The organism is Streptomyces sp. HD, from assembly GCF_028369295.1.
Lineage (GTDB): Bacteria > Actinomycetota > Actinomycetes > Streptomycetales > Streptomycetaceae > Streptomyces.
In genome coordinates, this window is sequence record NZ_JAQMYP010000005.1 from 236,013 (window position 1) to 256,641 (window position 20,629).

Annotated in this window: 17 protein-coding genes and 3 pseudogenes; 11 read left to right on the forward strand and 9 right to left on the reverse strand. The window is 68.3% G+C overall.

The window, feature by feature from the left end; all coding sequences use genetic code 11:
• Positions 1-37: 37 nt before the first annotated feature.
• The 4 genes and pseudogenes from POF73_RS07335 to POF73_RS07350 all read left to right on the forward strand — a co-directional run.
• Complete coding sequence (locus POF73_RS07335) at positions 38-631, forward strand: TetR/AcrR family transcriptional regulator (protein WP_272113688.1); 594 nt, start codon at positions 38-40, stop codon at positions 629-631.
• A 98-nt stretch (positions 632-729) separates the two neighbouring features.
• Positions 730-891: pseudogene (locus tag POF73_RS07340) on the forward strand (IS256 family transposase); the annotation flags it as partial.
• 176 nt (positions 892-1,067) lie between these two features.
• Complete coding sequence (locus POF73_RS07345) at positions 1,068-1,652, forward strand: dihydrofolate reductase family protein (RefSeq protein WP_272113689.1); 585 nt, start codon at positions 1,068-1,070, stop codon at positions 1,650-1,652.
• Positions 1,649-2,059, forward strand: a pseudogene (locus POF73_RS07350) (VOC family protein); the annotation flags it as partial. The gene POF73_RS07345 and the pseudogene POF73_RS07350, both read left to right, overlap by 4 nt.
• 205 nt (positions 2,060-2,264) lie before the next feature.
• On the opposite strand, the pseudogene POF73_RS07355 reads toward POF73_RS07350, so the two are convergent.
• Positions 2,265-2,875: pseudogene (locus tag POF73_RS07355) on the reverse strand (transposase family protein).
• 340 nt (positions 2,876-3,215) lie between these two features.
• On the opposite strand from POF73_RS07355, the gene POF73_RS07360 reads away from it, so the two are divergent.
• The 4 genes from POF73_RS07360 (at position 3,216) to POF73_RS07375 (ending at position 4,838) form a co-directional block, all read left to right on the forward strand.
• Positions 3,216-3,845, forward strand: a complete 630-nt coding sequence (locus POF73_RS07360) for a hypothetical protein (RefSeq protein ID WP_272113690.1) — start codon at positions 3,216-3,218, stop codon at positions 3,843-3,845.
• Positions 3,846-4,007: 162 nt separating this feature from the next.
• A complete protein-coding gene (locus POF73_RS07365; protein ID WP_272113691.1) occupies positions 4,008-4,196 on the forward strand; it encodes a hypothetical protein in 189 nt (62 codons plus the stop codon).
• A gap of 19 nt (positions 4,197-4,215) precedes the next feature.
• Entirely contained in the window at positions 4,216-4,515 is a 300-nt protein-coding gene (locus POF73_RS07370) for a hypothetical protein (protein WP_272113692.1), read from the forward strand.
• 116 nt (positions 4,516-4,631) lie between these two features.
• Positions 4,632-4,838 carry a transposase gene (locus POF73_RS07375; RefSeq protein WP_443049448.1) on the forward strand — a complete coding sequence of 69 codons (207 nt, stop codon included), beginning with the start codon at positions 4,632-4,634 and terminating at the stop codon, positions 4,836-4,838.
• Between the two features lie 21 nt (positions 4,839-4,859).
• Here the strand turns inward: POF73_RS07375 and POF73_RS07380 are convergent, their stop codons facing one another.
• The 3 genes from POF73_RS07380 to POF73_RS07390 all read right to left on the reverse strand — a co-directional run bounded on the left by POF73_RS07380 (position 4,860) and on the right by POF73_RS07390 (position 8,543).
• Positions 4,860-5,168, reverse strand: coding sequence for a hypothetical protein (locus tag POF73_RS07380; RefSeq protein WP_272113693.1), 309 nt, complete (start codon positions 5,166-5,168; stop codon positions 4,860-4,862).
• Positions 5,169-5,345: 177 nt separating this feature from the next.
• Positions 5,346-6,665 (reverse strand): SUKH-4 family immunity protein, encoded by a 1,320-nt coding sequence (locus POF73_RS07385; protein ID WP_272113694.1) that lies wholly within the window; start codon positions 6,663-6,665, stop codon positions 5,346-5,348.
• A 960-nt stretch (positions 6,666-7,625) separates the two neighbouring features.
• Entirely contained in the window at positions 7,626-8,543 is a 918-nt protein-coding gene (locus tag POF73_RS07390) for a dihydrodipicolinate synthase family protein (protein ID WP_272113695.1), read from the reverse strand.
• A gap of 71 nt (positions 8,544-8,614) precedes the next feature.
• Here POF73_RS07390 and POF73_RS07395 point away from each other — a divergent pair, with 71 nt between their 5' ends.
• Positions 8,615-9,547, forward strand: a complete 933-nt coding sequence (locus tag POF73_RS07395; protein ID WP_272113696.1) for a LysR family transcriptional regulator — start codon at positions 8,615-8,617, stop codon at positions 9,545-9,547.
• A 1,654-nt stretch (positions 9,548-11,201) separates the two neighbouring features.
• Entirely contained in the window at positions 11,202-12,413 is a 1,212-nt protein-coding gene (locus POF73_RS07400) for a S8 family peptidase (protein ID WP_272113697.1), read from the forward strand.
• A gap of 195 nt (positions 12,414-12,608) precedes the next feature.
• On the opposite strand, the gene POF73_RS07405 is transcribed toward POF73_RS07400, so the two are convergent.
• The gene (locus tag POF73_RS07405; protein ID WP_272113698.1) at positions 12,609-13,457 is read right to left on the reverse strand and encodes a DUF4394 domain-containing protein; all 849 of its coding nucleotides are present in this window, start codon (positions 13,455-13,457) and stop codon (positions 12,609-12,611) included.
• Between the two features lie 302 nt (positions 13,458-13,759).
• On the opposite strand from POF73_RS07405, the gene POF73_RS07410 reads away from it, so the two are divergent.
• The gene (locus POF73_RS07410; protein ID WP_272113699.1) at positions 13,760-15,004 is read left to right on the forward strand and encodes a PucR family transcriptional regulator; all 1,245 of its coding nucleotides are present in this window, start codon (positions 13,760-13,762) and stop codon (positions 15,002-15,004) included.
• 121 nt (positions 15,005-15,125) lie between these two features.
• Here the strand turns inward: POF73_RS07410 and POF73_RS07415 are convergent, their stop codons facing one another.
• The 4 genes from POF73_RS07415 to POF73_RS07430 all read right to left on the reverse strand — a co-directional run bounded on the left by POF73_RS07415 (position 15,126) and on the right by POF73_RS07430 (position 20,391).
• Complete coding sequence (locus tag POF73_RS07415) at positions 15,126-15,398, reverse strand: hypothetical protein (protein ID WP_272113700.1); 273 nt, start codon at positions 15,396-15,398, stop codon at positions 15,126-15,128.
• A gap of 57 nt (positions 15,399-15,455) precedes the next feature.
• A complete protein-coding gene (locus POF73_RS07420; RefSeq protein ID WP_272113701.1) occupies positions 15,456-16,568 on the reverse strand; it encodes a glycosyltransferase in 1,113 nt (370 codons plus the stop codon).
• An 83-nt stretch (positions 16,569-16,651) separates the two neighbouring features.
• Positions 16,652-18,004 carry a hypothetical protein gene (locus POF73_RS07425; RefSeq protein ID WP_272113702.1) on the reverse strand — a complete coding sequence of 451 codons (1,353 nt, stop codon included), beginning with the start codon at positions 18,002-18,004 and terminating at the stop codon, positions 16,652-16,654.
• An 83-nt stretch (positions 18,005-18,087) separates the two neighbouring features.
• Complete coding sequence (locus POF73_RS07430) at positions 18,088-20,391, reverse strand: NHL repeat-containing protein (RefSeq protein ID WP_272113703.1); 2,304 nt, start codon at positions 20,389-20,391, stop codon at positions 18,088-18,090.
• Between the last annotated feature and the right edge of the window lie 238 nt (positions 20,392-20,629).

Here is a 20,629-nt window from a genome sequence, read left to right on the forward strand (position 1 = left end):
AGGAGGGCAAGCACGAGGAAGAGAGGTGCCCGTCGACGTGCCGCGACAGGTAGACCACAAGGCCCGCCGGGACCAGATCGCCGAGGCGCTGCTGGACATCGTCGCCGACCATGGACTGGAAGCGATCTCCGTGCGGGCCGTGGCGGCGCAGGCAGGCGTCTCAACCGGCCGCATCCAGCACTACTTCGCCAACAAGGACGAACTGCTCGCCTATGCGATCGAGTACCAGGACTGGCTGGTCCAGCAGCGGTGGAACGAGCAGGCATGGCCCGAGGGCGAGCCCACCCCCCGGGAGGCGCTGCGCTGGGTGCTGCTGGAGACGATCCCCAGGGACGACCGGCGCCGCCGCGAGTGGCTCGTCGGCGTCGCGTACCTCATCCGCATGCTTGCGAACCCCAAACTGCGAGCCCTCTACGTCGACGGGCTGCCCCGCCTCTACCGGCTCCTCGCCGACCTCGTCCGCATGGCCCAGGAAGCCGGCGACATCGCGCCGGACCGCGACCCCGATGTGGAAGCGGAACTGCTCTTCGGCCTCGCCGACTCGCAGGGGCCACCCGTCGTCCTGGGCCTGCGCACCCCCGAACAAGCCACCGCTGCCATCGACTATTACCTTGACCATCTGTTCCAGTAACCGCCGATGGCGGGGCATCGACTGACCAGAACTTCGCCGTATGACGTCCAGGTCGGTGACCTCGCGCCATGGCCTTTCCTGAGGAGATCGTCCAAGGTGGGGGCGCGGCCGCCGCCCTGGCCATGGTCTTCAAACTCGTCGAGTCCGCCCAGCAGCGGTGGCGGGCCGTGAACGCAGCCCACCTCGTCGCCCTGGTCCGTGCCGGAACCCGCTTCGAGCGCGGCCACCTCGTCGAACGCTCCGAGAGCCACGCGGCCTGAACCACCGCAGCTGAACCACCGGTCAAGACTCCTGACCCCTCAGCCCGGCAGCAGGGCCGGCGCGTCGGGCCGATGGGTTTGCCCGTTGCCTGAAGTCTTCCTTGTGACACGCCCGCCCCGTCGGCGGATCAGGAAGCAGCAGGCCCCGGTGTCATGGAGGAGAGGTGGAGGCCAGGATGAACAATCCGATTCGGCTGTACATGTCGATGTCGCTCGACGGCTATATCGCAGGCCCGGACGATCGGCCAGGGCAGGAGCTCGGACGCGACGGCGGACGGCTTTTCAACTGGCTCGACGACCGGGAGTCCGACGGTCCGAGCGGTCAGGTCTACCGCGAAGCGACGGGGACCGGCGCGGTGATCTCCGGCCGTCGGACCTTCGAACTCGCCGGGCGCTGGCAGGGCGACCATCACGACGGCGTACCGATCTTCGTCCTCACCCACGAGGTGGATGACGGGGACGTGCCACCCGGCCAGGCGCGTTTCGTCACCGATGTCGAGGACTGCGCCCGTCAGGCTCGCGCAGCTGCAGGGGACCGGCCGGTCATGGTCCATGGGGCGGGCGCGGCGCAAGCACTTCTGCGAGCCGGCCAGCTGGACGAGATGGAGATCCATCTGATTCCGGTCCTCCTCGGGGGCGGCCGACGGCTGTTCGACCACCTGGGTAGTGATCACATCGAACTCGACCTCGTCCGACGGCTCGAAGATCGAGACGTCACGCACCTTCGTTACCGGGTGCATCGGACCGAGGAGGCCGCGTGAAGACGCTCTTCGTCTCCTACCGCGTCACCGACCTGGACCGCTCGCTCGGTTTCTACACCACCTTGGGCTACGCCGAACTGGGCAGGGTCGAGGGCGGCGACGGGGCTCGCCTCGTGATCCTCAAGTTCGCCGACGAACCGGCGGCCTCGCTCGAACTGGTCCACCGCCCCGGCGACGGACCGGTCGACGTGGGCAGCGGTTTCGATCACCTCACGATCCAGGTGGAAGCGCTCGCCACCACCCTGGAGACGCTGACCGAAGCCGGCCGGGGGCCCGAACCCCTCCGGTACCCGGGCGGCTCCCACGGCCCGAAGACGTCGTGGCTCACCGACCCGGACGGTTACCGCATCGAGCTGGTGGAGTGGCCGTCCGGACATCTCGGCGGCATCACCGCAGAAGACTTCGCCCTAGGCGGCCACGGTCTGCGGAGTGACGAAGCTTCCCCCTCCCGGCGCAACCGCGGCGCAACGCGAGGCGACATCCGACCCCATCCACAGGTCTTGACGATTACTCCTCGCACCATCGCTTCCTCGCCATTGCGGGGCAGCCCTTAAAGGGTGTTGCACAAGGCTGTGTTCGGGCAGGTCAGAGCCCATGAACGGTGTTGTCTGCTCATGACGCGAGGGCGAGGTTGTACATGTGGGCGACGGCCTGGACCGCGTGATGGAGGCCGTCGCCTCGCTGGCGACAGTCGCGGAGCATCTTGTAGTTCTTCATCCGGCCGATGACGTGTTCCACGCGGGCGCGGACCTCGTCCGCGGTGGTACCCGGCACCGGACGCGCTGCCGCGATCACCAGACGGGTGTCCGTGTCCACGATGACCTGCACATTCGCGGATAACCGGTAGTTGCGGCTGGAAGCGGCCACACTCCGGTCACGGACCGGGATCAGTGTGCCGTCCACGATCCACAGCCGGTCTGCTGCATCCGCCGGGCGGGAGACGGGTTCAGCGCGAGCAGCGGCCCCAGCCGCTGGATGACCCGGCACACGGTGGAAGAGGAGACGCCGAACAGCGGGCCCAGCTGCCGCATGGTCAGGTTCGTCCGGTAGTACACCGCGACCACCAGCACCCGCTCGGCCAGCGGCAAAACCCACGGCCGGCCCTGCATGGTGCCGTTACCGCCTTGCTCCCGAACTACCTTCAACAGACGTGCGAACTGCGTCACTTGGAGCCCGGTAAACGTCTCCACCCACACACGGTCTGCCCTCAACACCCCGACCATACCGAGGAGAAGCCCAGCTCACACCCTTGTGCAACGCGCTTTAGGCGGCTGACTCCGTGTTCCACCGGGGTGCAGCTACCTAGAACTGAGCGTGAGTAGGCCGGGCCCGCCAGCAGCGAGCGGCACCATCCAAACTGCCCGTCGTCGATCCGACTCCACGCCAGGACCGCCTGTCGCGCGCCGACGTTGTGCGGCCGCTCCGTGCGCGATACCGACCTCGCAGAAGCCTCCTGCCAGTGGCTCTCTGCGTACGTCAGCACCCGACTTCCTGGGTGCTCCCGAGGTCACCTGGGTACTGCTACTCATGCGGCGCGCCACGCTGACTCTTACCGTGAGGTGCATGTTCAAGACCCCTGTACGTGGAGTCCGGGCCTCCGGGCAGGCCGTCCGGCATGCCGTCGCAGGGCTTGTATTGATCGCGCTGTCAGTCGCTGCCGCGGTGGCGGGCAGTTCCGTGTGGAACGGCGCCCCGTATCCAACGGCAGACCCCGACGCAGTCGCGCAGCGACTCAAGGACCGATCCGACACGGTGTACGACGACTTCGCCCTGCCCGAGAGGTACGCCGCGGACTCGGGCAGCATCAATACCGGCGCCTGCTACTACCGAGGGCTAAGAGGCATCACCCACATCGATCAGCCACGACGCGACGTCCGTAGCTTCGGACTCGACTGGAGCGTGCCCGACATCCCCGAAGCCACCGCACGGGATGCGCAGCGGCGCGTGCGCGAGCGGTTGATGAAGCAGGGCTGGAAACTTATCCACGACGGCAACCGTGCAGGGGCGACCTTCCGCGAGCTGGGCTTCCGATTCGAAGATCCAGAAGGCGTTGATCAGATCGACGTTCGGTGGAACGACTCGACCACGACTCTGTTCATCAGCGTCTACGCCCCCTGTGGGCAGGTTCCCGACGAATTCGAGGAATACGGCTGGTCCGAGGCGGACTGGCACCCGAATGAGGAAACTCCCTGACCTTGAGGGGCCCCTCCTCTCATGAGGATGGGAGGCGATTCCTCACTCGGCTGGGTTCGTTGGCAGAACGGCTGACTTCATTGACTCGCTGCTCACGTGTCCGATCGCGGTGGCGAACAGGCCCCGTGGCGGGGCAGCGGCGCTTCTCGCATCCGTTGCCAGATGGCCCTCGATGATGAGTTCGCAACCGACTTACGACCGAGCCAGGCACCGACCGGGGTGATCGTCAGCACGCTGCGCTGGGACACCCTGAACGACTGGGTCCGGTACCTGAACGACGACAAGCACCCGGACAAGACGGCCGATATGTCCTACGTCTCGGGATTCATCAACCCCACCTCGATCTCCTAAGGAAAATGAAAGGTGCTGCATGTCTTCGCAATCATGGGAGCTGAAGGGCGACGACACACTCCTTGGAGTCGTCACGCTCACCGAAATCGATCAACCCTGGTTCCGTTGCGAATTCGCTCTAAGCAAGGGCTGGGAGCAAGTTGAGCACCTCTTTCAAGCCCAGGCCACTGCGGTCGACAGTGGGGACCAGCAAAGGATGTCGGAGGCCATCGGCGCTGTCCGGAACCTCCAGCTCAAGCTTCATCCCAGTGACGGTGGTGAGGCCATCACCCCGATCATGATTCACATCCGTGGCCGCAAGGCAAACTTCCGGTACTGACAACATTCTTGACTCTGGCCCATCGGTGATCCGTGATGTTCTGGCGGCCTGTGCTGTCCGCCCACACGCGATCGAGCGTACTGCCGGCTGAGTGCGCACCTTGACCACTGCGAAACGTGGACGATGACCTCTGGGCGTTGATCGATCCGTTGCTGCCGCGCTGGCCGCAGAAGGCACCCGGTCCGAATCCGGTGGATGACCGGTTGTGCCTGCAGGGCATCCTGTACGTGCTCTGTAACGACGTCAGCTGGCGCGGCTTGCGTGCGTGCCAGACGCCGCGACGCAGGCGGAGGTTTCTTCACAGGCTCTCACCTTGTGCTTGATCGTCGCCGGCTTCGTTGAAGTCAGCAGCGCACGCGGGCGGTGTCGCCGTCGATACGGACGATGCACTCTTTGAAGAGCGCCATGGGCCGACCTTCGTCTTCGGCAACCAGCGTCAGTCCGAGGTCCAGGATGGGCTTGATGGCCTGCGCTGTCCGAGAGCCGTCAGGGTCCGGGCCGTGCAGGGCCTCCCAGCTCTCGAACAGCGCACGGACCTCTTCCCAGCCGGGCCCCGGGATGAAGTGGCAGAGGAACACTGGCTGATCAACTGCGTACTGCCGTAGCTCGCCGATCCGGGTGTCGCCCTGTGTGAGCCACCACGTCCCGTTCACTGCCGCTCCTTTCGGCCACCACTTTGGGTGGGTTGCCTGAGCTCCCAAGTTCCGTCGACGGCCGAGAGCCGGCCGCGCAAGCGGCCCGGTGGCGGGCCGGTGACCTGTAGTGACACGGTCTGCCTCGCGTGACATGACACGGCCGCCGCGGTGACGCGGCGCCCCTTTCAGCCGCGCCTAGAAGCCGTCCACGCCGAGCTCGGTGATGCCTGCGTAGAGCCAGCTCCACACCTCGCCGCAGGGCGTCTTGCGGTCGAACAGGCCGGGCGACAGCTCGTCGATCTCGTCCATGAACACCTCCGCCACCGCATCCTGGCCCCCCTCCACCAGGTAGGGGTGCCAGCAGGCGTTGCTGTAGCGGTAGACGGCCTCAAGGACGCGGGTGAAGACATCGAGGTCCGGCGCGAGCGGCACCAGTGTCCTGTCGGTCGCGCCGCCCAAGCGGCTCCAGATGTGCACGGACCCGTCGTGGCGGTGCAGATACAGCTCGCCGTAGTCGACCGTGCCGAAGGAGATCAGGTCCGAGGCGGTGACCCCGTCGGGCAGGCCGCCCTTCGGCAGCTCGTCGTCGGTCGGAGGTCGCATGGCCTCGGGCCGTCGGGCCTTGTACTGGCCACCGTGGCACAGCCACATCGTGGGCAGGCCGATGTCCCTCAAGTAGCGCCTGCTGCCCGGGTGTTCGAGCCCCTCCGGGAGGTCGCTCTCGGGCAGGCGCAGCACATACCGCTCACCGAAGGCGTCGTCGACCCGGTCCGCGGTGAGCGGGCCCTCCGGCCGCCGTACCTCCGGTTCGGTCTCGGGCAGTGCCTCCTCGGCCGAGCCCCAGTCGATGCCCTCGCCGCGCGGCCAGTCCCGCAGCACCTCCGCGTCCGTCTCGATCACCGCCAGGCCCGAGGCGTTCTGGACGAGATAGCGGGTCCTGCCGCCCTCGGCGGCGAACGCGACCGCGCCCTCCCAGCTCTCCGGCGCGGTGAGGTTCCATTCGTTCAGCTCGGGGGCGTCGAGCGCCTCCCGTGACAAGGGCGCTGCCGGCAGCGTGTCCTCGACCTGGAGCCTCACCCGGTCGCCCGTCTCCGCGTCGAGCCAGAGACAGCCGCGCCAGTCCGTCGCCACCTCGATGAGCAGCCGACCCTCGTGCAGACGACGGTGGACCTGGTAGTAGTCGCCGTTCAGGCTCGGGTGGGTCACAAACCAGTTGGCGGGTCGCCACCAAGCCCACACCGTCCGCCACGGCATGCCCGGCTCGGCCTTCGCGATCCCCTCGGCGTACTCATCGTGGCCGGTCGCCTTGGCCGCGAAGTGCAGCCAGGAGGCGAACTCGGCCCGCGTCACGTTGCCGCTGCCGAAGATCGCCTCGGCCTGGAGGAAGACCTCCAGCCCCTCCCGCCCCACATCCTGCGTACCGTCCTCGCTGGCGAGGTGGTGGCGCACCGCCGCGCGGTCCGCGGTCAACAGCCGCGCGGGGTCGGCCAGTACGTCGTCAAGATCCTCGTTCATGCGGTCATCGTGTCACTCACCACTGACAACGCGACGAACGCCCGTATCCCCCACTTCCTCCGCTGGCCGCCTCCCTCCGTCTCACCTCAGCGGATGCAGCGCAGCCAACTCTGGTGCCCCGCGGCCGGTGACGATCGACTCCGCCACCGGCCGAGTTGCGGGCGTGCAGACGGAAGCTGCACGGTCGCCGTGACGAAGGGCACCGAGATGCCCGCGTGCCGCCGGCCTTCGCACGGGACCGTTCACGGTGAGCTCCGTCGGTGCCGACGGCGTGGACCTGAGCTCGGTCGACGCGAGCGGATTCACCTCCGATCTTCTCGGGCAGCGCCCCGACCAGGGCGGGCCTTCCACGGTCAACGAGCTGTCGATCGCTGTTCTCGCGATCGTGGGGACACCGCGAAGCTGCGGCTCTTCCCGGCCAAGTAGGGCGAGTGCCGCTTCGGCAGCTCGGTCTGCTCAGCCACGAGAGCGGGGCCGGCTGCGGCAGTTTCCTCGCTGGGGGCACGCATCCCGACGTTCAGCGCAGAGTCTGGCAACGACGTATCTGCGAGCCGCGCGTTGTGCCGAACCGTTGGCACCGGCTCCGCGCCCACTACCTGACCGTCGAGGAACCACTCGACCTGGAGGACGCTACGCGCAAGGTGGCCGGCCCGCCCACCCACTGGCATCGCGGGAAGCGCGGACTCGGTCTCCCAGCATCGGGCTACCTGCTCTGTGGGCAGCAGGTGCACCGCCTTCTCGGGCCGCCTGCAGGTAAGTCGGCCGGACCTCATCAGTCATTCGGGCATCGTCGCGACCTCATCATTCCAGCCGCTGACAGGTCCACGTTGTGGATCGAGCCGCCGCCCCGGCCCTCTGGGGAGCTCGCCCACGTGGGGAGTGTGGTGGCGCGGGAGCGGGCGGGCCCCATCGGCTTGCCTCGAAGTCCACCGGGTTCCCCCCCGGGGCCACGGGCCCGTGTCAGGCTGCGGTCTCTTGGTGGGTCCTGGCGGCCGCCAGGTCCGCTGCTCGCCGGACCGAATCGGCGGAGGCGGCCAGTAGCGGCAGCCGGACGGCGGGGCTGGGGATTCGGCCCTGAGCGTGCAACACCCCCTTGGTCACGGTCGGGTTCGGTTCGGCGAAGAGCGCGGCGGACAGCCGGGCCAGCTCGGCTCCCAGCCTGCGGGCCGGTCCGGTGGCGTCGCGCTGCCACAGCGAGATGAGCTCGGCGTAGTCAGCGGTGCGGACATTGGCCGACGCCAGGATGCCTCCGCGGGCGCCCGCAGCGAGCAGCGGCGAGATGACGGCGTCATCGCCGCCGAGCACGGCGAAGCCCGGGGTCGACGAGCCGAGCAATTCCATCGCGGCTGCGTCGATCGCGCCGGTTGCGTACTTGATCCCGACGACCTGCGGTAGGTGCCTGAGCGCGTTCAGCGTGTTGGTGCTGAGGGGCTGGCCGGTGCGGTACGGGATGTCGTAGACGACCAGCGGCAGACCCCCGTGTTCGGCGAGTGCCGTGAAGTGCGCCAGCGTTCCCGCCTCTCCGGGCCGGGTGTAGGGCGGCGTGGGAACCAGCGCCGCGGCGACGTCACCGCTCTGAGCGAGCTCCCGCAGTGTCGTGATGGCGGCGGCGGTGTCGTTCGTGCCGACTCCGACGATCAGCGGAGCTCCGTGTGCCTGGCAGGCGGCCGAGCAGATGCGGACCACGGCCCGCTTCTCCGCGGTGGTCAGCGTGGCCGCCTCCGCGGTGGTGCCCAGGGCAACGAGTCCGCGAGCGCCGCCGGCCGACAGCGCCTCGTCGGCGAGGCGGGCGAGCGCGTCCGGGGCGAGGCGCAGGTCGTCGGTGAACGGGGTCACCAAGGGGACGAACAGGCCGGTGAGGTTCGCTTCGGGCTTCATACGCCCAGCCTGACCGACACAAACCCAGTAGATCCAGTTCATGTTTCTTCGCTTATACGTAAGCTCACCTTATGCTCGATGTCCGACGTCTCCACCTGCTGCGCGAACTGGACCGACGCGGCACCATCGCGGCCGTCGCCGAGGCGCTGACCTTCACCGCCTCGGCCGTCTCCCAGCAGCTGAGCGTGCTTGAGCGCGAGGCGGGCGTACCCCTGCTGGAACGAAGTGGCAGACGGGTGGTGCTCACCCCCGCGGGCCGCACCCTCGTCACCCATGCCGACGCCGTCCTCGAACGCCTCGAACTGGCGGTCTCCGAGCTGGCCGGGGCACGCGAGGGCATCGGCGGGCCGCTGCGGATCGGGACGTTTCCCTCTGGCGGCCCCGCGATCGTGCCCGCCACGCTGGCCGAACTGGCCCAGCGGCATCCCGCGCTGGAACCGATGGTGCAGGAGATCGACTCGGCGCGGGTCTCCGATGGCCTACGCGCCGGCGAACTCGACGTGGCCCTCGTCCACGACTACGACTTCGTGCCCGCCTCCCCGGACACCACGGTCGAGCAGGTGCCCCTGTTGGAGGAGCCGATGTACCTGGCCACGGGCGTCGCCACCGGTACCGATCCCGCAAGAGGTCTCGCCACCCGCGGTGACACGCTGGCGGAGTTGCTCGGACCGTGGGCCACGGCCCCGTGGATCACGGCCCGGGACGGCACGACCGGCCACGCGATGGCTGTACGCGCCTGTCAGGCGGCCGGTTTCCAGCCGCGCATCCGCCATCAGGTCAACGATTTCCGTACTGTCCTGGCACTGGCCGCCATCGGGCAAGGGGCAGGATTCGTACCGGAGATGGCCACCGCACATGCCCCCGAGGACGTGGTCCTGACCCGGCTGCCCCTCTTCCGCCGCTCGAAGGTCGCCTTCCGCGTGGGCGGCGGCACTCACCCGGCGATCGCAGCATTCGTGGCGGCGGCGCGAACAGCGGTGGGCGCCACGGGCCGTGTCTCCTGACTGATCGCTTCAGTGAGTTGAGTCGCGGGTCTTGTGCTCGGCGTTCAGTTCCGTACCTGCGCCCGCGCCCGGCTGGCATTGTTCGAAGCCGAGCAGGATGGTCCCGGCGGACCACGACACGCTGATCCGCCGCTGGTACGTGTACCGGATCCGTCTGGACAGCGAAGGCACGGGGTGTCTCGTACGGATCGGCACCGACGCATTCGCCCGGCCCACTGAGTGGTCAAGAAGGAAGGGGCTCGGTGGCGATCCCTGCAGACGCGGAGTCTCTTCCGGTACGTGCCGTACTCCATCGTTCAGGGCGCCTCCGCGCAGCCGAGTACCAGGCGGCGTGCGTCGGGGGACGATGCCGGCTGCGGGGTCTCGTGAGTGCTGTGCTCACACCCCCGCGGACGTCCCTGAGTGGCAGCGTCGGCACACCAAAAAGACCCGTCCTACCCGGTCCGGCGCGGGTTCATGGACTACGCCGAAGTGGAGCGACAGGGCAGTCGGTTCGACACTTTGCCCTGAACACCACCAGGTTTGCCAAATATCGATCTCACGATGCGGTTTTTTTGGAATTGACTTGGCGATCACTACATTGTTATGTGCACATCACAATGGAACGGCGAACAGCGCCCCCGTCAGCCAGCGCACTGTCTCATCGCAGGAGGAGCGGCTGGACACCCCGTCCCGTGGAGTACGACCAGCTGGTCACCGTGACTCGGCGTGGGACGCCACTGCGACGGAACACGCTGTCCGAGGCGTTCAACCGAGCGAAGGAAAGGGCGCGCGCCAAGGGGGTCATGGTTCCTCCCACGGCCACCTTCCGGGACCTGCGGGACTTCATGGACGCTGTTCTGATCGCTGCTGGGGTGCGGCCCAGGAGTGTTCAGGCTCGCATGAGGCACGGCAAGCTCGCCGAGACGCTGGACACATATGGGTTCGCCCTGGAGGTGGACTGGGAGAACGCGTCGGCTTTCTTCGAGGGGTCTGTTCGGCATCCCGGCGCCTCCCGTCTTGCCCGAGACGGCACTTATGCCGCGCTCGCAGCGGATAGGCCGACAAGCCAATGCGGCGGGGAGCAGGCGGCCTAGGGTGCGCAGGACTCGTGCGCAAGGCTCAGTTGGCACACGGCACACGGCACACGGCACACGGCACACGGCACACGGCACACGGCACGGGGGCAGGGAGAAGTAATGATCGCCATGCCCGTGCCGTTCGCAGACGTCCAGTCCTCGTCGGCTGAACGCGTGCAACCGATGTGCAGCCGGGTTCGTCGGGCGAGGCTGCCACGCAGGTCAGGGGTGGCCTACGGGAACAGGAGGACGTTCCCGCCAGGACAGTTCGTTCGTGCCGGTGGGGGCCTGGGCCTGAACTGGGGGCCGTCCTGGGGGCGATCGGGGTCTTGGAACATGCGGTCGCGTGAGCAGACAGTGAAGAGATCGGCACAGACAATCCTTGATCGTTCCTTGGCTATTCAACCAGCGCCGAGGGCTGCACGTTTGTGCGGAGGTTGCTTCGAGTGTGCGTGAATCCTGTGGAAATCCGCCGTGCGTCGGGTCCTTGGGTCACGCCACGAGATTGATCTGCTCGCGACAAGTCGGCACTCTCCAGAGCACGCGCAGCGCTGCCGTTCGAACGCAAATCCCCCCACTTCACGAGGAGACCCCTCTTGTCGGCGCATCACAAACGCACAGGCAAGGCCAAGATCGTCACCGCGATCGCGGCCGTCGCAACCGTCGCCGGTACCGCCCTCTACGTGTCCCCCGTCGCTCAGGCGGGACAGCCCGCGGAGGGCAAGGTCTACGGTCTGAACGCCGAAGGAGCCGTGGCCGGCAGCTACATCGTCCTGCTGGACCAGAAGGCGTCCACGGCCGAGAAGCGGGACCTTGCCGCCGAGTACGGCGGCAAGGTCGGCCGGACCTACGGCTCGGCGGTCAACGGCTTCTCCGCCGGCAGTCTGACCGAGACGGAGGCCAAGCGCCTCGCGGCCGACCCCGCGGTGTCCAAGGTGGTCCAGAACAAGAAGTTCCACATCAATGCCACCCAGGACAAGCCGCCGTCCTGGGGCCTGGACCGCATCGACCAGAAGGACACGGCCGGCGACGGCAAATACACCTACCCGGACAAGGCCGGGGAAGGGGTGACCGCGTACGTCATCGACACCGGCGTACGCATCAGCCACAAGGACTTCGAGGGCCGCGCCGCCTCCGGGTTCGACGCCGTCGACAACGACGACACGGCCGACGACGGCAACGGCCACGGCACCCATGTGGCGGGAACCATCGCCGGTGCCGCCCACGGTGTGGCCAAGAAGGCCAAGATCGTCGCGGTCCGCGTGCTCGACAACAACGGCTCGGGCACCACAGAGCAGGTCGTCGCCGGCATCGACTGGGTGACCAAGAACCACCAGGGCCCCTCGGTCGCCAACATGAGCCTCGGCGGCGGAGCGGACCCCGCTCTCGACGAGGCGGTCAAGAAGGCCGTCGCCTCGGGCGTCACCTTCGCGGTCGCCGCCGGCAACGAGTCGGCGGACGCGGGCCAGAACTCACCGGCCCGGGTTCCCGAGGCCATCACGGTCGCGTCCAGCACCAAGGACGACGCCCAGTCGGACTTCTCCAACTTCGGCTCGATCGTGGACATCTACGCGCCGGGCTCGGACATCACCTCCGACTGGAACGACAGCGACCAGGGGACCAAGACGATATCCGGCACCTCCATGGCCACCCCCCATGTCACGGGAGCCGCCGCCGTCTACCTGGCCGGTCACCCCGACGCCACCCCCGCTCAGGTCGCCACCGCGCTCACCGGCGCGGCAACCGGTGACAAGATCACCAACCCGAGCAGCGGAACGCCCAACAAGCTGCTGAAGGTGACCGAATAGATCCACGCAGGACACTGAGGCCCGGCGGTGCCGCCAGCGCGTGCGCAGCGGCACCGCCGGGTCGCGTCGTGGTCGGGACCCGGTCATGGTCTGAGATCTCGTTGACCGGGGGAGCCCGCACAGTGGTCGGTGTCGGCGGTTCACCGCGGTCCGGCGGTGGCCGGGCCGCGGTGAGGGCCGGCCGACGGCCGGGGATCAGGATCCGGTGAGGGAGATGGCCAGGTCCGTGATGTTCAGCGGGAACTGGCCGATGGAGGTGGCCTGGCCGGTGAAGACGTTGATGCTGTACAGCGAAGGGGTGCCGGCGCCGTACGGGACAAGGGAGGCGAAGGCAGCGTTGTCGACCGTCTTCCCGCCTGACAGGGTGCTGTAGATGTCCATGCCGGCGTTGATACCGGCGTCGATGCCGAGGCTGCCGGTCGGGGAGAGTGTGCCGTTGTTCGCCGGGGACTGCAGGACGACCTGGTCGGTGGTCGTGTTGATGTCGACCAGCGTGGTCGCTGTGGCCGCGTTGAGGTCGTTGTTCGTGTAGGCGGCGGCCGAGACACCCTTGGTCGTGCCCTCGATCGGCGGGGTGGTGAGGTTCAGGTCCTGGATTGTGCTGTGGTCGTTGAGGTTGTGCCGCAGGTTCTGGCCGTTGTCACTGATCACACGCAGGCGGTCGGCCGCCGGGTTGAAGTCGACGCCGAAGTTCGCGCCGCTCAGCGCGTACTGGAGCTGGGACACCTTGGTGACCACGACGTCCGTGGTGGTAGGCGGAGTCTTGATGGTGTAGATGCCGCCCTTGTTGCCGACGCCGTACATCAGGCCGTCCTGCACCCGGAAGTCGATCCCGATCAGACCTGTGTCGCCGCTGAGGCCGGTGACGACCCTGACCCAGTCGAGGACCTGCGGCCGGTCGGTGGTGAACGTGGCCATCAGGGTGCCGTCGCCGCTGATCCCGAAGGCGCGCAGGCTGGGCGTGGCGGCAGGGGCGGCCGAGCCGGTGCCGGGCGTGCCGAGCATGAGCGTCGTCGACGTGACCACGACCGCGACCGCTGCCATGATTCTCTTTCTCGTGCCTGCTTCCACCGTGGTTTCCCTCCCGTTTGGGCGAACGCCATTCCAGGCGCGCGCCGGAGTGATTTCGGAGGTGCTTCCTCCTGAGGGTGTGTGGGCGGTTCTCATTAAGGCCGCTTCACAGTTCCTCCACAAGGAGAAGGGTTGACGAGAACGCCCCGATGCGGGAATTTTGCGCACTGTGACAAAAGCCTTGTCGGCGTACTTGCCGCCGTTTTGTGCGGAGTGATGAACGTCGTCCGGATCTCCTCTGTCGGCCATTCGTCCCGAATGGCATGCTCGCGCCCATGGGGAGCCTCTTCGCCGAGCTGGCCCGGCAGGCGTCGACCAACGCCCGCCGTGAGGTCGAGACATACACACGTGAAGTCCCGGAGTTGGGGTTCCTGGCCAAGGACCCCCGGGCACGGGCCGAGACGCTGGAACACTCGATGTGGTTGCGGCGTCGTACCGTCGAACTGTCGCCGGGCGACAGCGAGTTGAGTGGAGACGATCTCGGCTGCATCGCGTCGATGGGGGAGCTGAGGGCAGGTGCCGGGATCTCGCTCGACGCGCGGCAGCAGGTGCTGCGAGTGCACACCGCGCTCATGCTGCGTGAGATCAACGAGGCCACCGAGGCCCAGCGCGGCGGCGGTGTCGAGGAACTCATGCGCATGATGACCTGGTTCGCCCTGCAGGGCGAACGCGGCATCGGTGCCTACCGCCAGGGATTCGTGCGCGTACTGCGCCGCCGAATTCCGTATTCCGAGCAGGTCGCCCTGCTGGCCCGGTCATTGCTGAACGGAGATCCGATTTCGTCGGAACTCGCCGCGGCCGTCGACATGGAACTGCCGGATCATTACGCGGTGACGGTGTTCCGGTTTCCGGACCGGCCCGCCGTCGATCGCTTCCTGGAGAACGAGATCGAGGCGCTGGTGAAGAGCCACCGGGCGCCGGTCATGTGGGGACCGGAGGGCAGCGACGGAAGCGGCGAGCTGATCGCCTTGCTTCCCCTGTTCTCCGGCGCCGCGGCAGCCGAGAACGTACCGCCCCACGCCTTTCCCGAGCTCTTACCCGACCTCACCCCCGACCACCTGCCGGATCTCGTACAGGACTTCGCCCGCGCCCTCGGCCGCCCCTGCGCTGTCGCCACGGCCACCGCACCGCTGCCGGAGCTGGCCGACGCTCTGCACCGCGCCCGGCGGATCAGTCAGGCCGCCCCGCTGCGCCGGGCGTCCGCACGGCTGCGGCCGCACACTCTGGCGGATGTGTTCGTCGAACTCGCCGTAGCGGACGTGTCGTTCGTCGACGACTGGCTCCGCACGGTGGCCCGTCTTCTGGAGACCGGCCCCGACCTCCTCGCGACCCTCGACGCCTACTACTGCCACGACATGCACCGCGGTGCCACGGCGGCCGCGCTCAACGTCCACACCCGCACCCTGGACTACCGCTTGCGCCGGGTCCGCGAGCTCACGGGTATCAACCCTGGCTCGACACGTGGCGTGCGCACGCTCAGTGCCGTCGTCACCCGGCGCCTGTCTGGAGTGTGGCGCTGAACGCCTCCGGCGCGCCGGACTGGGCCGCCGTTCCCTCCGCCGACGAGATCGAACTCGGCGAAGTTCGCGGGCTGCAGAGCAGGCAGACGCCCCCTGTCGCCGGAATGCCCGGCGCGCTTCGTCAGGACACCGGGACCCGGGTCGCGACGGCCTGGGGCAGTGGGTCGCCGTGGACGTCCCATCGGGGTGGTTGCACGGAGGTGAGCGCGTGGACGACTCGGCGCCGGGGTGGCAGGAGCTTGCAGAGGGAGGCCCCCGCCATGACGAGGGTTGTCGCCGCGACCACGGTGGCCAGAGCCTGAAATCCGGAGCCCGGCCGTGCGAGGCCCTTCACCGAGAGCGCTGACGCCCCGCCGACGCCCAGCACTCCGGCGGGCGGCAATCCTCCGTACACGCGATCTCTGCCCCCTCGGTAACGGTGCCGAACGATGATCGGTGAGCCGCGATGGGCTCAGGTGGCGCGCCAGTGCTCTTCCCCGCGGCGGGCCATGTCCCACAGGGAACGGACATAGACGGCGTGCTGGAACATGTCGTAGGCCAACTCGACGGCGAGCGTGCCGGCCAGCAGCTGGGACTTCCATCCGGCACCGCGCGCGGTGACCACCTTCTCCGCGACGAAGACGAGGCCGACAGCGATCCAGAACGGGGTGAACTCCGGCCTCCCCCGGGCCAGCATCCATCCGGTGAAGACGAGGTAGAGGGCGAGGAAGAGAACGGACAGGCCCATGAAGGTCTGCCGGAGGATGTACGGGGCGGTGACCTTCGTCCAGCCGTAGTCGCGCAGGTTTTCCAGAGCGCCGCGCTGCCAGCGCAGACGCTGGTGCCACAGCTTGGGCAGGCTGGTCATGACCTCCGTGACGACGCCGCACCCGGGCGGGGAGACGGTGCGGTAACCCAACGTCCTTACGGCCTTGGTGATTTCGTCGTCCTCGGTGAGGGAGGCCAAGGAGTAGTACGAGCTACCGCCGCCGATGAGTCCGTCGAGGCGGGCTCGTCTCACTTCGCGCAGGGTCGCGACACGAAAGAGGGTCGCGGTGCCGGTGAGCACGTCGGCTCTGAACCCCCGCCGGGCGATTTCGCGGGCATAGCGGTGGAACTCGATGCGCTGGAGCGCTCCGAGCAGGCCGCCGCCCGTTTCACCGTAGAAGATGCCGCCGACGGCTCCGACGGTGTTGTCCATGGCGGCGACGGCACTGGTGACGAACGACGGCTGGAGCATGGTGTCGGCGTCCTGGACGAGGACCATGTCGACGTCGTCGAGGTCGGCCATGAGCCCACCGAGAACCTGGTTGAGGGCGCCGGCCTTCCTGTGCCGGTTGTCCCGCGACTCGATGACGGTGGCCCCGTTGGCACGCGCGATCTCCGCGGTCCGGTCGGTGCATTTGTCGGCGACGACCACGATCCGGTGCGGCGGATGTTCCTGGCGGTACAGCGCCGCGATGGCGGCGGCGATGCGTCGGGCCTCGTTGTGGGCGGGGATCAGCGCGAGGATGTGGGGGGCCGTGGCCGTCCCGTCGTGGCGGACGCGGGGGACCGGGTGTCGCCCGAGGCGGGGCCATCGCATGCGGGTGCTCCTGGAGCGGTGTGGTCTGGGTACGAGGAAGGAAAGGGGTGCCGCGCCGGGCATGCGGCACCCCGGCGCCGAGGTCAGCCCCTGGGGCGGATCTCGATGGTCTCCTGTGCGGTGGCGAAGACCGGTTCGCCCAACTGGATGCCGACTTGCGCTCGTCCGGCCGGGGCCGTCGCCTCGACCTCCATCGCCGGGTAGACCGAGACCCAGGCGTCCCTGCCGGGCCCGCTCGGCACCACGTCCAGCGGCAGCGCCGGGCAGGTGAGCGTGCGGTGGTCGGCCGACAGCACACCCACGGCGACGGCCTCGTGGTTCTCATCCTCCCAGCGGGTGAACGCCACGCGGTCCTCGGTGAACCGCAGCCCCTCGGGGGCGGTGAATACCGCCTTGACCGTGCCGATGGTGCGCCGGCCGGTGTTGCGGATGACGAAGGCCGGATAGATCCAGCGGTCCTGGCCCGCGGCCGCCGCCAGCGTCTGGGTCTTGATGGTGGCCCGCAGTCCGGTGTCGATGCTGCGTGGTGCCTTGTACCGGTAGTAGACACTGCCGAGTTGGAAGGCATCCTCCGGCTTGGCCTCTTCCCAGCGCAGACTGCTGTGAGAGCCGTCAGGGTTGACCGACTGCGGCCAGACCAGGAAGCGGTAGTAGCCCGGTTTGTCGCCCAGTTGCCGCAGGTCGATCGCGGGCAGTGCGACCTTGCGGCCCGTGCCGCTGTCCTTGTGTCCTTCGGCCTTCTGCAGCTGGGGAGTCGGGGTGTAGTGCGAGGGCGTGCCGTCCTCGTGCACGAGCTGGTAGTAGACGTGGTCGCTGTTGCTGCTCGGCACGCCCTGCTCGCCCTGGCGCAGGTTCACCAGGTCGATGATGAACTTGTCCCCGGGGATACGGCCGTTGTCCGTGACATGGCCGAAGCCGGCCTGGCTGTTGGGCGCACCGCCCCAGTTGTTGTCGTAGGGCAGCCGGACGAAGGGCCGGCCGACCATCTCCGGGTCGCTCTTCTGCCAGGCGCCGGCGAGTACCTCGATCTCCGGGTTCGCCGTGCGGACGTCCCCGTTGTCGAGGGTGACGTCGACGCGGATCCGGTACCTGCGGCTGTACGCGGGGCGGGGGGCGGCGTCGACGTTGAGGTCACCGCGCAGGGTGAAGGTGATCAGGTCGGCGTCGTCGAGGAAGGTGAGGTCGATGACCTCGTACTCCTGGTCGATGCCGCCCCGGCCGCGCTTGACCTCGGTCGCGGCGAGGTCCGCCTGCCCGTTGCCCGTGTACGAGTACTTGACCTCCTTGATCTTCACCCCCATCGGGACGCGGATACGGCCGTCGTAGCGGAACTCGCTGTCCCAGACGGCGAACCGGTTGGCGTGGCCCAGGGTGCGGATGCCCGTGCCTTCGGGGTCGAGCTGCGTGGATTCCTGGGGTGTTGCAGGAGTGCTCATGCGTGCTGTCTCCGCTTCCTGCCGGGGTGGGCTGGCGAGGGAAGCGCGGGGGCCACCCTCAAGGGACGACCCCTGCGCCCTTGCTACGGCGTCTCGATGACGATGGAGGCCTGGCCCGCCGCGAAGACCGGATTGCCGACCTGAAGGCCCACACGGACCGTGCCGGGAGCCGCGAAGGAGTCGACCTCCATCTCGGGGTAGAGCAGGACCCGCTTGCCGGGGTCGATGTCCAGGCGAGCCTGGCGGCAGGTGAGCCGGCGTCCGTCGGCCGACCGCTCGGCCGCGTTGACGACTTCCTGGCCGGTGTCCTCGTGCCACAGCACCAGCCGGTCCTCCGTGAACCGCATGCCTTCCGGAGCGGTCAGCACGATCTGCTCGGTGCCGATGGCGCGTCGGCTGGTGTTCGTGATCTGCAGGACCGCCGGGTACACCCACCGCTGTCCGGGCCGTACGCGCGCCTGCTCCTGCTTCGTCTGCGTCACCCGGGCGGTGAGGTCCGATTCGGCGCCGCCGATCCGGCCGGAGATCTGCACCGGCGCGAGGCGTCCGATGCTCGCCGAGCCGTTGTCGTAACGGCCGGGCAGGGCGTCGGTCCGGGCCTGGACCGGAATCGTGCAGATGAGCGAACCGGTGTCGCTGGTGGTGGTGTTGAGGTGCGGGTTCGCCCTGACTACGAGGGTCCGCCCGGAGTCCTCGATGCTGTGGTCGAGGTTGCCGGCGATGACGCCGTGGATGGTCTCGTAGTACGCGTACGTGGGCTGACCGCTGAAGGTGAAGCCCTCCGGCGCGGTGAAGCGCTGGACGATGACCCCCGGGTTGACCGGTTGGCCGGTGCCGGAGGTGTACTTCATGGTGAGGACGGTCCGTTGCCCGGGTGCGGCGGTGGGGATCGTGTCCTGGATGACGGTGAGCGCGGTCTCGTCACCGATCGGTGCGGGAACGACGATCGTCACGGGCAGACGCTCGACGTTGTCCTTGAGGTTGATCTCGCCGCTGTACTGGATCTCCAGCGTGGAGTTGTAGGTGCCCGGAGGCGTGGTGTCGGGGGCGCTGACGCGGAAGACGCCGTCCAGGGAGCCCTGGTTGGGCACTAGCTGCTGACCGGTGAAGGTGCGGCTGAGCCGCCGGTCGCTGGTGCCCGGCCCGCCCACCAGGCCGTCGGCGAGACTCAGCACAACAGTGACGAACCGCCCGTCGACCGTGTTGGGCCCCCGGTTCTTGATCCGGACGCCGAGGTCGAACGCCTGGCCACGCTGTACCGCGAGCGGAGAGACGATCTCGCCGTACAGATCCGCGGCGGGCGGTAGCGGCGGCGTCATGTCGGCGACGGCCGTCACACCGCGGACCCTGTGGTTGTTGTAATCGCCGATGTACAGGTTTCCCGCGGCGTCCAGCGTCACCCCGGTCGGGCTGTAGAGCCGGGTGGAGACGGCCGGGCCGCCGTCGTCGACGTAGCCAGCGATCCCGTTGCCCGCGACGGTGGTGATGATGCCGTTGGTGGACACCCTGCGCAATCGGTGGTTGCCGCTGTCGGCGATGTACAGGTTCCCCGCGGCGTCCAGTGCCACGTCGTGAGGATGGTGGATGCGTGTGGCGACGGCCGGTCCGCCGTCCGAGACGTAGCCGGCGGTGCCGTTGCCTGCGACGGTGGTGATGATGCCGTTGCGGGACACCTTGCGGACCCGATGGTTGACGCAATCGGCGATGTACAGGTTCCCCTCGGGATCCACGGCCACCCCGGACGGGTGCTGAAGCCGGGTGGCGATGGCGGGGCCGCCGTCGGAGACGTAGCCGGCGGTGCCGTTGCCTGCGACGGTGGTGATGATGCCGTTGCGGGACACCTTGCGGACCCGGTGGTTGCTCCACTCGCTGAAGTACAGGTTTCCCTCACGGTCCACTGCGATGCCGTGGGGATGGTTGAGCCGGGTGGCGATGGCAGGGCCGCCGTCGGAGACGTATCCCGCTTCGCCGTTGCCGGCGACGGTGGTGATGATGCCGGCGGGGGTCACCTTTCGGATCCGGTGGTTGACGCCGTCGGCGATGTAGACGTTTCCGGCGTCGTCGACGGCCACGTCGATGGGTTCGTTGAGCCTGGTCGCGACGGCGGGCCCGCCGTCGGAGACGTAGCCGCCGTCGCCGGTGCCGGCGACGGTGGTGATGATGCCGTCGGGGGTCACCTTGCGGATCCGGTGGTTGTAGCGGTCGGCGATGTATAAGTTGCCCTGCCTGTCGACGGCGAGGCCCATGGGAAGGTAGAGCCTGGTCAGTGGCGCGGGGCCGCCGTCGGAGAGATATCCGGTGGCACCGGTGCCCGCGACCGTGGCGATGGCGCCGTCGGGCAGGCCGATGGGCTGTGGTCCGGTTCCGGTGCTCGATTCGCCTGCCATCAGTGCTTCTCCTGTCTGCGGGCACGGCACATCGGGCGCGAGCATGCCGCGCCGATGAGGATGGTTGCGGTGATCTGGAGCAAGCCGGAGCCTATGCGCTGCACTCCGGTGCCCTTCCATGCTTTTTCCGGACAAGACGTCCGAGGCGGGAATGGAGCCCTTGCGTCGCCGACGGGATGGTGGCCGTGCTTCGCGCCCACCGGGGATTGCCGCGTCTCGCGGCCCGCATGCTCTGAAG